At 45.0% G+C, this 15,166-nt stretch carries 10 protein-coding genes and 1 CRISPR repeat array; of the genes, 4 read left to right on the forward strand and 6 right to left on the reverse strand.

Annotated elements, in window-relative coordinates; genetic code table 11:
* Window positions 1-222: 222 nt before the first annotated feature.
* On the forward strand, window positions 223-1,113 hold the full coding sequence (gene crtR, locus QUA80_RS01430) for a beta-carotene hydroxylase (RefSeq protein ID WP_333235837.1): 891 nt from the start codon (window positions 223-225) through the stop codon (window positions 1,111-1,113).
* 666 nt (window positions 1,114-1,779) lie between these two features.
* Window positions 1,780-4,309: a CRISPR direct-repeat array (repeat unit 36 nt; unit sequence GTTTCAATCCCCTCTCGGGGAAGTGGTAAAGGAGAC).
* Between the two features lie 514 nt (window positions 4,310-4,823).
* Here the strand turns inward: crtR and aroH are convergent.
* Window positions 4,824-5,249, reverse strand: coding sequence for a chorismate mutase (gene aroH, locus QUA80_RS01435; protein ID WP_333420703.1), 426 nt, complete (start codon window positions 5,247-5,249; stop codon window positions 4,824-4,826).
* A gap of 242 nt (window positions 5,250-5,491) precedes the next feature.
* A complete protein-coding gene (gene sppA, locus QUA80_RS01440; protein ID WP_333235752.1) occupies window positions 5,492-6,310 on the reverse strand; it encodes a signal peptide peptidase SppA in 819 nt (272 codons plus the stop codon).
* Between the two features lie 349 nt (window positions 6,311-6,659).
* On the opposite strand from sppA, the gene QUA80_RS01445 reads away from it, so the two are divergent.
* Window positions 6,660-7,733, forward strand: coding sequence for a DMT family transporter (locus QUA80_RS01445; RefSeq protein WP_333420705.1), 1,074 nt, complete (start codon window positions 6,660-6,662; stop codon window positions 7,731-7,733).
* A gap of 13 nt (window positions 7,734-7,746) precedes the next feature.
* On the opposite strand, the gene QUA80_RS01450 is transcribed toward QUA80_RS01445, so the two are convergent.
* From QUA80_RS01450 to QUA80_RS01465, 4 genes are read right to left on the reverse strand one after another with little or no spacing between them, the layout of a single operon-like run.
* Window positions 7,747-8,166, reverse strand: coding sequence for a PIN domain-containing protein (locus tag QUA80_RS01450; protein WP_333420706.1), 420 nt, complete (start codon window positions 8,164-8,166; stop codon window positions 7,747-7,749).
* A complete protein-coding gene (locus QUA80_RS01455) occupies window positions 8,163-8,462 on the reverse strand; it encodes a hypothetical protein (RefSeq protein WP_333420708.1) in 300 nt (99 codons plus the stop codon). Before QUA80_RS01455 ends, QUA80_RS01450 begins: the two co-directional genes overlap by 4 nt.
* 51 nt (window positions 8,463-8,513) lie before the next feature.
* A complete protein-coding gene (locus tag QUA80_RS01460) occupies window positions 8,514-9,173 on the reverse strand; it encodes a phage tail protein (protein WP_333420710.1) in 660 nt (219 codons plus the stop codon).
* A gap of 1 nt (window position 9,174) precedes the next feature.
* Window positions 9,175-10,344: an AAA family ATPase gene (locus QUA80_RS01465; protein WP_333420712.1), complete on the reverse strand. Its 1,170-nt coding sequence runs from the start codon at window positions 10,342-10,344 to the stop codon at window positions 9,175-9,177.
* Between the two features lie 47 nt (window positions 10,345-10,391).
* On the opposite strand from QUA80_RS01465, the gene QUA80_RS01470 reads away from it, so the two are divergent.
* Complete coding sequence (locus tag QUA80_RS01470; protein WP_333420714.1) at window positions 10,392-11,240, forward strand: M28 family peptidase; 849 nt, start codon at window positions 10,392-10,394, stop codon at window positions 11,238-11,240.
* 211 nt (window positions 11,241-11,451) lie between these two features.
* Window positions 11,452-15,165, forward strand: a complete 3,714-nt coding sequence (locus QUA80_RS01475) for a hydantoinase B/oxoprolinase family protein (protein ID WP_333420716.1) — start codon at window positions 11,452-11,454, stop codon at window positions 15,163-15,165.
* The last annotated feature ends 1 nt before the right edge of the window (window position 15,166 follow it).

Here is a 15,166-nt window from a genome sequence, read left to right on the forward strand (position 1 = left end):
CTCCAAGGCTTGACAAATATACAGATATACCCATTTTGTTGCGGGTTTCCCAAGAGCGTTGTGCGAATCTAACATCGGTATGCTTGCAAAACAACAATAGTTTGATTGTTGTGCAGACGACGGGCGATCGAGATTAGATACAGTGATTTCATAAAACTTTACTATTTAGAGGCTTGTATCTTATACTACGCAAGTGTGAAATATTAAGGAGTGCTAACGAAGATGTCGGAGGCAGGACGGCCGCTGACCGTGCCTAAAGAGTTTCTGAGTCCTCCCGGTGACTTCAATCCGACACTGCTGCTGTTTTTGAGTGCAGTGGTGATTGTCGTGATTTCTTACTGGGGTTTCTGGTTTTGGGAATGGCCCCAATGGTGCTGTTTTTCATTGAACGTGTTGGCTTTGCATATGGCGGGAACAGTGATTCACGATGCGTCTCACAATGCAGCACATCGCGATCGCACAATTAACGCTATTTTGGGACACGGTAGCGCGCTGATGTTGGGTTTTGCATTTCCCGTGTTTACGCGGGTACATATCCAGCATCACGCCCACGTTAACGATCCCGATAACGATCCAGACCATTATGTTTCGACGGGCGGGCCTCTGTGGTTGATTGCTGCGAGGTTTTTTTACCACGAGATATTCTTTTTTAAGCGCAAACTGTGGCGAAAAAATGAACTTTGGGAATGGTTTTTCAGCCGTTTGTTTGTCGTAGCGGTGGTGTATATTTCCATTCAATACGACCAACTAGGTTACGTGATGAATTTTTGGTTTTCTCCAGCTTTGGTGGTGGGGTTGGCGTTGGGGTTATTTTTTGATTATTTGCCGCACCGTCCGTTTCACGAGCGCGATCGCTGGAAAAATGCCAGAGTATATCCTAGCCCTATTCTAAATATCTTGATTTTGGGGCAGAATTATCATCTGATTCATCACTTGTGGCCTTCGATTCCTTGGTACAATTACAAGCCTGCTTATGAGGCTGTTAAGCCGCTGTTGGATGAGAAAGGTTCCCCTCAAAGTTTAGGAATATTGGAAGGGAAAAAGGACTTTTGGAGTTTTATATATGACATCTTTTTAGGGATTAGGCTGCATCACAGGAAGGCCCTTGATTGACAAAAAACCCGGTTTCTTTGAGAAGCCGGGTTTTTTGTATTACAGAAGGAACAAGGCAAAGGCAATTGGGGGTAACGGTTTTAGTAGGGAAACGGTACTGCCTTTAGTGGTGTCAACTTAAGCTTTTAGTCCGCTGGTTCTCCCACCCGACAGTCCGCCAGGGAATGAATTCCCCCTCTCATAGCTAAAGTCCTCTCCAAGAGGACTGAAGAACTCATTAGTCCTCTTTGAGAGGACTTTCACTTTGAGGCAGGGGTTTCAACCCCTGACTCCCACCCGGCAGTCCGCCAGGGAATGAATTCCCTGTCTCATAGCTAAAGTCCTGTCAAAGACGACTGAAGAACTCATTAGTCCTCTTTGAGAGGACTTTCACTTTGAGGCAGGGGTTTCAACCCCTGACGGACTATCGGTTTTACCTGAAGTTGACACGACCAAAGCTACTGCCGTCTCCTGACTGTGGGTAAGATTTATTCCGATGCCACGGGATTTGATATCAATCCCCTATCGGGGAAGTGGTAAACAAGCTAAGTAGGGGCCAGCGAAACCGGGTTTTTTTACGAAAATATGTGGTTGTAGTCCACAGATTCGGTAAAAAACCCGGTTTCTTTCGTGGGAGTGGATAAATTCTGGCGTTGCCAAAAAATGGAAAAATCTCAAGCAGATGTAGTTTCAATCCCCTCTCGGGGAAGTGGTAAAGGAGACACACAGGGGGATGCTTTAAAGTGAAAAATTTATCTAAAGTAGTTTTAATCCCCTCTCGGGGAAGTGGTAAAGGAGACCATCATGAATACTATCAAAAACGTTTGGGCTTCTTTGTTTCAATCCCCTCTCGGGGAAGTGGTAAAGGAGACTCTTTTTTTGACGAGTTGAAAAAAAGGGGGGCGTATAACGTTTCAATCCCCTCTCGGGGAAGTGGTAAAGGAGACTTTGTTAAAGGCCAAACAACCCAAGGCGTTAACAGCGCGTTTCAATCCCCTCTCGGGGAAGTGGTAAAGGAGACAATAGTTTTTGGACTTTCAATTATGTCTACCTTGTTTCAATCCCCTCTCGGGGAAGTGGTAAAGGAGACTGGCTTTCATCAAAAACATCCGTCAAGCTTTTGCTTTCGTGTTTCAATCCCCTCTCGGGGAAGTGGTAAAGGAGACATTGAGCGGCGTGATAACGGGGATGTGGATATCTACCGTTTCAATCCCCTCTCGGGGAAGTGGTAAAGGAGACTTCTGAAGTTTATCCCCATATTGCGGGGGCTTTAGAGAAAATGTTTCAATCCCCTCTCGGGGAAGTGGTAAAGGAGACTGGGGATGTCTCCAGGACATAATGGAGCAGATAGTTTCAATCCCCTCTCGGGGAAGTGGTAAAGGAGACAGCCAGTTACAGACGCTGAGCCGGTTCCAGAACCAGTAGCAATGTTTCAATCCCCTCTCGGGGAAGTGGTAAAGGAGACATTTGTGCACTTCTCTTTAGCCTAAATATAGAGAGAAGGTTTCAATCCCCTCTCGGGGAAGTGGTAAAGGAGACAATTCACCAAGGTAACAGCTTGATGTTTCAAAAAAACGTTTCAATCCCCTCTCGGGGAAGTGGTAAAGGAGACGTTGAAATTTACTAACATCCTTTTCCAACAAAAGTTTCAATCCCCTCTCGGGGAAGTGGTAAAGGAGACGTTAATTTTCTGGAATTGGTCAAATTAGCTCAACAGAGTTTCAATCCCCTCTCGGGGAAGTGGTAAAGGAGACACAAAAATGACGATCTTAGACCATGGTAAAAACAATGTTTCAATCCCCTCTCGGGGAAGTGGTAAAGGAGACGGAAAAAAACAATGGAAGCTCAAGCTATCAAATGTTTCAATCCCCTCTCGGGGAAGTGGTAAAGGAGACCCGAATCCGCAATTCGGCATCTAAAGGCTCATCCGGAAGTGTTTCAATCCCCTCTCGGGGAAGTGGTAAAGGAGACAGTGTGTAGATTATGAGCAGAAATTCAAATTCTGAAGTTTCAATCCCCTCTCGGGGAAGTGGTAAAGGAGACCTTCTTCTCGAAGAAAGTCCGGAACAGGATTAGACTCAATGTTTCAATCCCCTCTCGGGGAAGTGGTAAAGGAGACTAATAGTGTCTACTATGACACTTATAGAAAGAAGCAACACAGTTTCAATCCCCTCTCGGGGAAGTGGTAAAGGAGACGAAAGTTGTCGATTGGGTTTATGGTAATGAAAACAGTTTCAATCCCCTCTCGGGGAAGTGGTAAAGGAGACGCGATAAGTATAATTGCGATTTTCTGCCACTGATTCTGTTTCAATCCCCTCTCGGGGAAGTGGTAAAGGAGACGCTGTTTTAAGATTCATTAAAACAAATAATGTAAGTTCTAGTTTCAATCCCCTCTCGGGGAAGTGGTAAAGGAGACTTGCACCAGTTGCAAAAGCTCAGGAAATGCCTCAGGTTTCAATCCCCTCTCGGGGAAGTGGTAAAGGAGACATAACCTCAAAAACGCCTCAGAAATTAGCATAGATTTTGTTTCAATCCCCTCTCGGGGAAGTGGTAAAGGAGACGAAGCCCGAGCAAAAGGGTTTGTGGAAGATATTCAAGTTTCAATCCCCTCTCGGGGAAGTGGTAAAGGAGACAAACCTTCCTCAATGCGTTCAAGACAGCCTAGTTTTAATCCCCTCTCGGGGAAGTGGTAAAGGAGACAAAGCCAGCTTCCACTAAGACTTTCTAAGTCTTAATCACAGTTTCAATCCCCTCTCGGGGAAGTGGTAAAGGAGACTAGAGATTTTGGGTCAAATGGTTGATTATGATCCTAATGTTTCAATCCCCTCTCGGGGAAGTGGTAAAGGAGACCGAGGAAACACCCCCTACCCCCGAATTTACAATTCCTAAAAGGTTTCAATCCCCTCTCGGGGAAGTGGTAAAGGAGACTTTGTTGTGCAGAGCCGGGTGCTCCATAAGTAAGTTTCAATCCCCTCTCGGGGAAGTGGTAAAGGAGACCACTCATTTGGATGAATGGAGGTTTAATGATCATTCTTGTTTCAATCCCCTCTCGGGGAAGTGGTAAAGGAGACATAAAAGAAGTCGAAACAGTTGGTTTTTTTACTGTTGGTTTCAATCCCCTCTCGGGGAAGTGGTAAAGGAGACACTGGATTAGAAACATTAAGCACACAACCTGCACAGAGTTTCAATCCCCTCTCGGGGAAGTGGTAAAGGAGACTCTTCGGCCAGGGAGCCTTACCCAGAAAGGGTTTCAAGCTTCAAATCGACGCACCATTTTTTAGCTGTCAATAAGACTGTAAAACCTGCAATAAGCTCTGTTGCTTGCAAGGCGTAACCCTTGGTATCACAGCAATCGACGCACCCCAACGAGAAAATCAGGGTTTTGCCTATCGCCCGAGGTGCGTCGATTGACATTCTGCGACACTGAAACTAGCCGCAGATCCAAAATAAAACTATGCAATTTTCAACGTTCTGGAGCGATCGAGCTTTGCAACTCGCAAACTCACCATACACCTTAACCTGCAACTTGTCAACAAGAATGAGAGTGAAATCGGACGAGATCTCTTTTTGAGTTGTCGGGGCCTGCGACAAAATCAAAGAAACCGGGTTTTTGCGGTTTTCGTCGCCTGCAACCAAGTATTCTAGAAAAAACCCGGTTTCAGGGGGCCCGTGAGTCTAGGACTGTTTGACTTTGTGAGTTGTGGGGCCTGCGACTTTCACAATCGCCAAGTCTACTTTTCCCCAGCCACCGCCACCGCTAAATTCCTATCCGGGCGCAAATTTTGAGCTCCCCGCAAATAAGGATGATAAATTTCAGTATGTGCCGGCCAATTGACGAGAATTAACAACCGGATGCAGCGTTCCAAAGCACCCTCAACGTGCATTTGCTGTACGTCCAGCAAAGCAACATTACACCAGTGAGGACGTTCGCGGGCGATCGCAGCCGGAAACACAGCATCTAAATCACGAGTAGCAGAAAACGTAGCACTAATAATTAATTCTGGATTTATATCATTTTTTGCTTCTAATTCATCTAACAATTCTTTCACCGCTTCTCGAATTGCTGCCACCGAATTCTCGCTAGCAGTAGTTGCCCCACGAATCCCCCGCACTTGCCACTCCACGCAAATTTCCTCCATATTTTTGTTATGAGTCATTAGTCATTAGTTATGAGTCATTAGTCATTAGTTATGAGTCATACTAAATTAGGCTTAAATACCCACTTTATTTCTTAATCCCCGCTTGAGTGGACTTCGTTTGTGTAGTTTGACCTCCAACTCCTAGGCAAAGCCAGGGCGAAGCGCCACATTGGAGTTGGAGGTCAACAGATTTCAATCGCCCAATCATCCAGGGAGTAACTAATGACTGCTGACTCCTGACCGATGACTAATTTATTTAATCACGGGCGATACATCCACAGCGGCAAACCGCTAGTAGAAAGCTCGAATTCCAGCAAATTATTGTAAGCCCAAAGCCCGGATATATCCAGACTACTCCCCAAGACGCGATTTAGGAAAGGTTTTTGTTTTTCTAGCGTGCAAGACTCGGTTTTTTCCGGGTCCAGGCCTGCGAGTTCGGCGGCAAGGCGGCGGGCGTCCTCTTCTGTTCCCAGTCGATCGACCAAACCCAATTCTAAGGCTTGCTGGCCGGTAAAAACGCGGCCGTCGGCAAAAGTTTTCACGTTTTCAACTGCCAATTTCCGGGCTTCAGCAACGGTTTCCACGAATTGCTGGTAGCTGGTATCGATCAAGTCTTGCAGAATTTGCTGTTCGGGATCGGTCAATTCTCGATCGAATGCCAAGATATCTTTATACGGCCCCGATTTAATCACCTGAAAAGAAACGCCTACTTTTTCTAACAGCCGTTCTAGATTGTTGCCCCGGATAATCACGCCAATGCTGCCGGTAATTGTACCGGGATTAGCAACGATATGCTCGGCTCCCATGCCGATGTAAACTCCGCCAGAAGCTGAAATATTGCCGAAACTGGCGACAATTTTGACTTTTTCCCGCAAACGCTTCAGCGCGCTGTAAATTTCCTGGGAATCGCCGACAGTGCCGCCGGGGCTGTCTATCCGCAGCAGCAAGGCGGGAAATTTGCGTTCTTCAACGGTTTTGAGAGCTTCTAGCACTCGTTTGCGGGTTTCTCCGGCAATGGCTCCGGTGATTTCGATACGGGCGATTTGTTTGCGGTAGCGGGGCTTGAATGGCCAAATCATGGGCAGTGTACAGGCAATGTTACGGATTTTTCTAGCTAACTTCTTATAGTGTGCCTTATTCATCAAGGTAGATGTTGTGCCATTTAGGAACAGGCAAGATGCCTGTTCCACAAGAAATTGCTTGATTGTGGAACGGGCATCTTGCCCGTTGCTGATGGCCGCAACAGGCTTTCGGGCCTGTTCCACCTTGATTTTGTGGAACAGACCCGAAAGCCTGTTCCTCATGGCCGAGATTTGTGCGATCGTACTTAACCCAACATCAATAATATATAATTGTAAAAATTGCTTAACAAAACTACATCATTCTCGTCAGAGCCACTCTCATCAATAATTATTTGGAGTCTCCGCCATGCAGCTAAAACTTACCGATTCAAAACTGCCTTTTGCCCCGCTGTTGCTAATTGCGCCGTTTTTCCTGTGGGGAACCGCGATGGTAGCGATGAAGGGCGTGATGCCACACACGACGCCGCTGTTTGTGGCATTCGTGCGTTTAGTACCTGCGGGCGTGTTGGTGCTGCTGGCGGCGGCACTGATGGGAAAACCGCAGCCGCAGGGTTGGAAAGCTTGGCTGTGCATTTCGCTGTTTGCTTTAGTTGACGCTACCTTGTTTCAAGGCTTTTTAGCCGAAGGTTTGACCCGAACCGGTGCCGGCTTGGGTTCGGTGATGATTGATTCTCAACCGCTAGCTGTGGCGATTTTGTGTTTGTGGCTGTTTCAAGAAAAAATTGGTTTTTGGGGCTGGTTGGGATTAGTTATTGGCGTTGCTGGCATCAGTTTAATTGGGTTGCCGGATGGCTGGATTTTGGGGCTTTTGCATCCTGAAAACGCGCCGGTTTCTGCGGGTATCGAACAGTTGTTTCAGGGTGGAGAATGGTTGATGCTGTTGGCCGCTTTGTCGATGGCTGTGGGTACGGTTTTGGTGCGCTGGGTTTGCCGTTATGTTGACCCGGTGGTGGCGACTGGTTGGCACATGATTTTGGGCGGTTTGCCGCTGTTGGCAATTTCGGCTGCAACTGAGTCTGACCAGTTTGTGAATATCGATTTTTCCGGCTGGATGGCGTTAGGTTATTCTACTGTGTTCGGAAGTGCGATCGCCTACGGTTTATTCTTTTATTTTGCTTCCAGTGGCAGTCTAACAAGTTTAAGTTCTCTTACCTTTCTTACGCCTGTATTTGCTTTGCTGTTCGGCAATTTGTTTTTGGGCGAAGTGCTCAGTCCGGTACAATCGATGGGAGTTGGGCTGACTTTGGTGAGTATTTATTTGATTAACCAGCGGGATACTTTGGGTGAGAAATTGCGAAAAGTGCGAGATGGTGAAGCGAGTGCAGAAGTTGAAGCAACAGGATTGTTAGAGTCGTCTGAGTTGAATTCTGTAGAATTACCCGTGCAGTTGCGGGTTAGCGAATTGGAATCAGAAGTTTAGCGCTTTGAGAAATTTAGGGAGAATTGGTTAATTCTTGAATTAACTGATTGGGAGTTACAATCCTAGGAGTAGTAACCGGAAAATCTCGCGGGTTGCGGGTGACAATGGCATCAATTCGATTGATTGCAGCAGTGCTGTACTGAATCGCATCTTCAAAATCCTTGAAGTTGCAAGTTAATGCCATTGAAATAACAGAGTTATCTACTGTTGCTACTTGACAAAATGTGGCTAACTGCCGCAAAAAATCCAGCGTCCAATCGCGGCCTTTGTCTCGGCGAATAATATAGTAAAGGTCGCTAAAAGTTGAGGCTGAAATATAGCCTTGAATTTGTGCTTCTTCAACAAAAGTTAAAATGCGATCGCTTTCAGCAGAGAAAGGTTCTCGCTCAAGCGCAACATCTACTATTATATTGGTGTCTATCAGGATTTTCACAAGTTATGTTTCTCCTTTAAATATTCCCATTTTGCTTGTTTGTCTGGATCGTCAAAATCCAGCGGTTCGGGTACAGCATCTCGATCGAATAAACCTTGAAATGCCTTCACGTTAGTTTTAAACTTTTTTTGAGGTGCTTCAAGTGCGATCGCATTTTCTGACGCGCTGACTTGTTTAACCGTATCAGGTAGCTGCAAGACGATGATTTCTACATCTCCCGGCGGCATATTCACGGGTTCCACAACTACCAAATTGCCAGTTGCATCGATTTTACCTCTAAGTTTGTATGCTTGCATGGTAATCTCCGATAACTATGTTTCTATTATATGACATAATAACTTGTTTCATTACCAATCCTCTTCACCACCAATCTTAATGTCTCTGCTTTGAATCTCTTCTATAAAAGTTTTTAAACTGGGATTTTCTGGGTAATGCTTCATCAAAACTTTATGCTTGCAATATTTTTCTGAAATTACTCGATAATATTCAGGATTTTTAGCATTAGCGTCGATCGTAAAGTTGTGTTTTTTCTGAACTTCCCGATTTAACGTGTCGAGACAGTTTGTAATTTTAGCTTTTCTACTGTCTGTATAATACAGTGGAAGCAACCAACACTCAATAGAATGTACGGAGATGGCAAATATAATTTGTTGTTGATATGTGCTGTAAAAATTATCGCCGATCGCACTTCTAAACTTTTCAATAACTTTTGCAATTAACTGCTGGGGAGTAAACTCACCGTTTTCATCTTGTTTGGCTACACCATAATCTTCTGAAACATCCGTATCTATCTGAATAATTATATAGTCAATAAATTGAAATGCTTCTTGAAATTTTTTTGACCTACAATAATCAAATACTAAAGTCCAGCCGCCGGTTTTGGATTTATCTCTTTTGGGCTGAAGAGGTGTCACCTCTATATATGCACTATTAAAATATCCAGCTAAAATATCTTCTATTACAATTTGGTCAGTCAGTCCCTCTGCAATCAATCCAAAACTAATCATATTAAAAATTCTTAGGAAGTCCGCCGATATAGCCTCTCAAAAATGCCTCTGATAATTCTACTGGTTCTTGGCCCTCTAGAGGTTTGGGGCCCAGAATGCGTCTGGCTTTAGTATAACCTAATTGGTTGCGAGAAATCACAAGCAGTCGCTGTTCGTCATCCTCTAAATCCAAACCGTCCAAAACTGCCGGGTTGTGGGTTGTAAAGATGACTTGTTTATCATGTTTCTTGGCTAGTTCGACTAATTCTTGCATTAATCGGCGGCACAATCTGGGGTTAAGAGAAGCATCAATGTTATCAATTGCAAAAAATTTGGGAGTGATATCGCTGATAAACAAGGTAAAGTAAAACAGTAACAATAAAAAGCCTTCATTCGAGCTTCTTTGGTCGAAATAACTTAAATCCTTATCTAAGTACCTATCTTGGATTTGGATAGAAGTTTGCATTGCTGCTAAATTTTGAGGAACTTCAAAATCTTTAAACCAATCTATTAAGCGCAGCTTTTGTTTGATTTCATCAAGCTTGTCTTGATTTTTATCTGAATTCAAAAAGTTAATAAGTTTAAATAGACCTTCACCATTAATGCCTAACGGTTGAATCTGGCCTTCTTTTTCAAAAGTTCGTAAAGCTGGATTCTCCGGAGAGTAAATTATAAATTTATTCAAGTCAATTATTGGAATAAATGATTCCGCATCCTTTTTAAAGTTTAACCATTCTTTTTCTGGTAGCTCTGTTTTGCCTTCTGAAACTGCTGTAAATTTTTCTAGTCCCCCATGTTTTTGAAATACCAGCATGACAGCATTCTTGAGAGAAATTTCAGTATTCCCCAAAAAGTTTTTACTAACCCAGGGAGAATAGGGAGAATTATCATTTTGTAAAACACAACTAAATTGTAGCTCATTATTCTTTCTTAACTCAATGCAAATATCTTTATCTAAATTTGCCTTTTCAAAAGCCGATCGCATAAATTGAGGTTCTGTAACTCGGATGCCCCGAGAAGCTAAAAACTCGTTATCCAGCTTGTCATCTGCCGCAGCAGAAGCAAGGGCGATCGCCTCTAGGATATTGCTCTTTCCGCAACCATTTTCACCGATCAATACAGTTACTCGTCCTAATTCTAGCTTCAGCTTTTGAATGGACTTATAATTTTCGATTCTGACTTCTCCAATCATAATTCAATCCCATATAATCTTAGTGTACTCATTATATCTCCGATCGCATGGATCTCAAGGAACGCCTGCACAGCCATCTGATTCAAATTGTACGCGATCGCAATCCATACCTCGCATCCGAAGGGCATTTTTATGCCCAGCAATACATCCGCGAACAGTGGGCACAGTGGGGAACTGTAGAAATTGACGATTTTTCGGTTCGCGGGCGAATTCATCACAATTTGATTTTGGATTTACCCCCCTTCGATCAGGCGAGTAAGAAGCAGTTGCCGCCGATCGTAATTGGTGCTCATTACGATACTGTACCCGGATCGCCTGGGGCCGATGATAATGCTACTGGTGTTGCTGTTTTGCTGGAACTCGCAAGGGATATCGCATCTGCGCCGCTCAAATATCCAGTGCAATTAGTCGCCTTTGATATGGAAGAATACGGTTATTTGGGAAGCAGTCATCATGCAGCTAAATACAAGCAACAGCAAGAGTCAATCCGGTTAATGATTTGTTTGGAAATGTTGGGTTATTGCAACCATAATCCTAATTCTCAAAACTATCCCGCTGGCTTGAAATATTTTTATCCAAATTATGGTAATTTTATTGCTTTAATTGGCAATTTGCAGACTGTTCCAGATTTGATTAATTTGACTGACAAAATTCGGAAATCGGGTCAGCCCTGCGAGTGGCTATCGGTGCCGAATCAAGGTTTAATTGTGCCGGATACTCGCCGCAGCGATCATGTTCCTTTTTGGGATAATGGTGATCCGGCTATTATGGTGACTGATACTGCTAATATGCGAAATCCGCACTATCATCGAGAAAGTGATAGGATTGAAACTTTGGATTTGGATTTTCTGGCGGGTGTTTGTCAGGGATTGGTTGAGGCTATTCGATATATATAGCAGTTTTATTTTAACGAACCGCTTTCGTCGCGTTAGGCGAAGCTGCGGGTAAGCGCTAGGGCGCGAAGGAAGGAAAGAGAAGATGAGAGAGAAATAGATATGATTTTTATGAGTCTGAGGTTCTGAATTTTATGAAATTTATGAATTGACTTGCCGATATTTTTGTTTAATAATTCTGAATCAGTTAAACAATAAAACTCAGGAAAAAGATATGAATGCTGTTTTTGACGATCGCACTCGCTGGCAATTTTGGATCGATCGCGGTGGCACTTTTACTGATATTGTCGCCAAGAACCCCGACGGTAAATTAGTCATTCACAAGCTGCTGTCGGAAAACCCGGAACGCTACACCGACGCGGCAGTTCAAGGAATCCGCGATATTTTAGGAATTGGCGCAGATTTTCCGATACCCGCTGCACAAATTGAAGCGATTAAAATGGGGACGACGGTAGCGACAAATGCTTTGCTGGAACGAAAGGGCGATCGCACAATTCTGTTAATTACTAAAGGTTTCGGCGATGCGCTGAGAATTGGTTATCAGAACCGCCCTAATATTTTCGCGCGTCACATTGTTTTGCCCCAGATGCTGTACGATCGAGTTATTGAAGTTGCGGAACGCTACAGCGCAACAGGTGAGGAGTTAACTGCTGTCAATCCCGAATTTATCCCGTCTTTGCAGCAAGCATACGATGAGGGAATTCGCAGTTGTGCGATCGTCTTCATGCACGGCTACCGCTACTCGGAACACGAAAAACAAGTTGCTAAAATAGCGAAAGAAATTGGCTTTACTCAAATTTCAGTATCTCACGAAGTTAGCCCGCTGATGAAACTGGTTTCGCGGGGAGATACTGCGGTTGTCGATGCTTATTTATCCCCGATTTTACGTAGATACGTCGAACAAGTAATCAGTCAGTTAATCGAGGCAGATTCCGGGAACGAGGGATTATTAATGCCCAATTCCCAATTCCCAATTCCCAATTCCCAATTCCCCAAATTAATGTTTATGCAATCAAATGGCGGCTTAGTGGAGGCGGCACAATTCCAAGGAAAAAACAGTATTTTATCCGGGCCTGCTGGGGGAATTGTCGGTGCAGTTCAAACTAGCAAAAAGGCAGGTTTTGATAAAATTATTACCTTTGATATGGGCGGAACTTCCACAGATGTTGCCCATTTTAACGGCGAATACGAACGCGAATTTGAGACAGAAATTGCTGGGGTGAGATTGCGATCGCCCGTGATGGCAATTCACACTGTAGCAGCCGGCGGCGGTTCAATTGTCTTTTTTGACGGGGCTCGCTACCGTGTCGGGCCGGAGTCTGCGGGGGCCAATCCTGGGCCTGCTTGCTATCGCAAAGGCGGCCCTTTGACGGTGACTGATTGCAATGTGATGTTGGGGAAAATTCAACCGGATTTTTTCCCGAAAGTGTTTGGATTGAATGGAGATTTGCCGATCGCCCCTGACGTAGTAAAGCAAAAATTTGGGCAATTAGCGGGGGAAATTGGGGGCGAGAGGACGGCGGAACAGGTGGCGGAGGGTTTTTTGGCGATCGCGGTGGAAAAGATGGCAAATGCTGTCAAAAAAATCTCGCTTCAGCGCGGTTACGATGTTTCGGAGTATACATTGTGCTGTTTCGGCGGTGCGGGCGGCCAACACGCTTGTGCGATCGCCGATGCTTTGGGGATGAAACGGGTATTTATTCACCCTTATGCGGGTGTGTTGTCGGCTTACGGTATGGGTTTGGCTGATGTGCGGGCTATTCGCGAAAGGGCGATCGAGCAACAATTAAGTGCAGGATTATTAGCTGATTTGCATCATATTTTAACCGAATTGGAGGCTGAGGGAAAGAGGGAATTGAACCGCAGAGGCGCAGAGAACACAGAGAATGAGTCAGAGGTTTTAGTTGTCAGCAAGTTGCGCTTAAAATATCAGGGAAGTGATTCGGTTTTGGCGGTCAATTGGGCTGACAATATTGAGGTCATGCAGGCTGAATTTGAAGCAGCCCACCGACAGCGTTACAGTTTTATTATGCCAGAAAAACCGCTGATTGTGGAAGCGGTTTCGGTGGAAGTTGTAGAAAGTATGGATGTGCCGGAAGCATCCACAATTTCCGCTGCTTGTGGCGCGGGCATCTTGCCCGTGCAACCAATTTCAACCGTGCAAATGTATGTTGCTGGCGGGTGGCGGGAAACGCCTGTTTATCAGAGAGACGATTTGCGATCGCACGACTGCATTAGCGGCCCTGCTATGATTGTTGAGGCAACGGGAACTAATATCATAGAACCCGGCTGGGAAGCGGAAATAACCGAAAATAACGATCTAATTTTGAACCGCCAATGCACGCAGATGAACGCAGATAGTATCCGCGTTCATCCGCGTTTATCTGCGGTTAAATCCGATCCAGTTTTGCTGGAAATTTTTAATAATTTGTTTCGGGCGATCGCCGAACAAATGGGCATCACATTGCAAAACACAAGTTCCTCAGTCAACATCAAAGAACGTCTCGACTTTTCCTGTGCAATTTTCGACAAAAACGGGCAATTAGTTGCCAACGCGCCGCACATTCCCGTACATCTCGGCTCGATGAGCGAAAGCGTTGAAGCTTTAATTTTAGCACAAGGCAATGCGATTCAACCGGGCGATGTTTATGTTTCTAACAATCCCTACAACGGCGGCACGCATTTACCCGATATCACCGTTATTACTCCAGTATTCGATCGTGATTCCTCCCTTCCTTTGTTTTATGTTGCCTCGCGGGGACACCACGCCGACATCGGTGGCATCACTCCCGGTTCCATGCCCCCTAACAGTACAACAGTAACCGAAGAAGGCGTATTGCTTGACAATTTCCTGTTAGTAAGCGAGGGTACTTTTCGAGAAAAAGAATTAATAAAAATTCTGACAGCGGGTAATTTTCCTGTTCGCAATTCCGCTCAAAATCTAGCCGATTTGCAAGCACAAATTGCTGCTAACAAGCGCGGCGCAGAAGAACTGATCGAGATGGTAGAACATTATGGATTAGAGACTGTGCAAGCTTATATGGGCTTCGTACAAGACAATGCGGAAGAGTCGGTACGCAGGGTAATTGATGTTTTGCAAAATGGCGAGTTTACTTATCCGATGGATAGCGGCGGACAAATTAAGGTAGCGATTACAATTGACAAATCTGCGCGCAGTGCAAAAATAGATTTTACTGGCACTTCCGGTCAACAAACTAACAATTTTAATGCTCCCGCAGCCGTGTGCAAAGCCGCTGTTTTGTATGTTTTCCGCACGTTGGTAGATGACGATATTCCTCTAAATGCGGGCTGTTTGAAACCTCTAGAAATTATCAATCCCGAAGGCTGTATGCTGAATCCTCGCTATCCGGCGGCTGTGGTTGCGGGAAATGTGGAAACATCGCAGAATATTACCGATGCTTTGTATTGTGCTTTGGGAGTGATGGCGGCTTCTCAGGGAACTATGAATAATTTTACATTTGGAAATCAGCGCTATCAATATTATGAAACTATTTGCGGCGGTGCGGGTGCTGGTGCAGATTTTGACGGTACTGATGCGGTGCAAACTCACATGACTAATTCGCGTTTAACTGACCCTGAAGTATTAGAATTCCGGTTTCCGGTGCTGTTAGAAAGTTTTGCAATTCGGGCTAATAGCGGGGGGAATGGATATCATCGCGGGGGGAATGGAGTTGTGCGGCGAGTGCGGTTTCGGGAGGCGATGACGGCGGGAATTTTATCGGGGCGGCGGATGATTTCTCCTTGCGGTTTGAATGGGGGTGAAGCGGGGAAAGTTGGGCGGAATTATGTTGAAAGGGTTGATGGAAAAGTTGAAGATTTGGGGAGTACGGCGACTGTGGAAATGCAGCCCGGGGATGTGTTTGTCATTGAGACTCCGGGGGGCGGAGGATATGGTACTATTGTTTAGC

The organism is Microcoleus sp. F4-D5, from assembly GCF_036704885.1.
In the GTDB taxonomy this organism is placed as follows: Bacteria; Cyanobacteriota; Cyanobacteriia; order Cyanobacteriales; family Microcoleaceae; genus Microcoleus.

Coding starts and splice junctions, on each gene's coding strand:
- crtR (WP_333235837.1), top strand. CDS start 223: ATGTCGGAGGCAGGACGGCCGCTGACCGTGCCTAAAGAGTTTCTGAGT.
- aroH (WP_333420703.1), bottom strand. CDS start 5,249: ATGACTCATAACAAAAATATGGAGGAAATTTGCGTGGAGTGGCAAGTG.
- sppA (WP_333235752.1), bottom strand. CDS start 6,310: ATGATTTGGCCATTCAAGCCCCGCTACCGCAAACAAATCGCCCGTATC.
- QUA80_RS01445 (WP_333420705.1), top strand. CDS start 6,660: ATGCAGCTAAAACTTACCGATTCAAAACTGCCTTTTGCCCCGCTGTTG.
- QUA80_RS01455 (WP_333420708.1), bottom strand. CDS start 8,462: ATGCAAGCATACAAACTTAGAGGTAAAATCGATGCAACTGGCAATTTG.
- QUA80_RS01460 (WP_333420710.1), bottom strand. CDS start 9,173: ATGATTAGTTTTGGATTGATTGCAGAGGGACTGACTGACCAAATTGTA.
- QUA80_RS01465 (WP_333420712.1), bottom strand. CDS start 10,344: ATGATTGGAGAAGTCAGAATCGAAAATTATAAGTCCATTCAAAAGCTG.
- QUA80_RS01470 (WP_333420714.1), top strand. CDS start 10,392: ATGGATCTCAAGGAACGCCTGCACAGCCATCTGATTCAAATTGTACGC.
- QUA80_RS01475 (WP_333420716.1), top strand. CDS start 11,452: ATGAATGCTGTTTTTGACGATCGCACTCGCTGGCAATTTTGGATCGAT.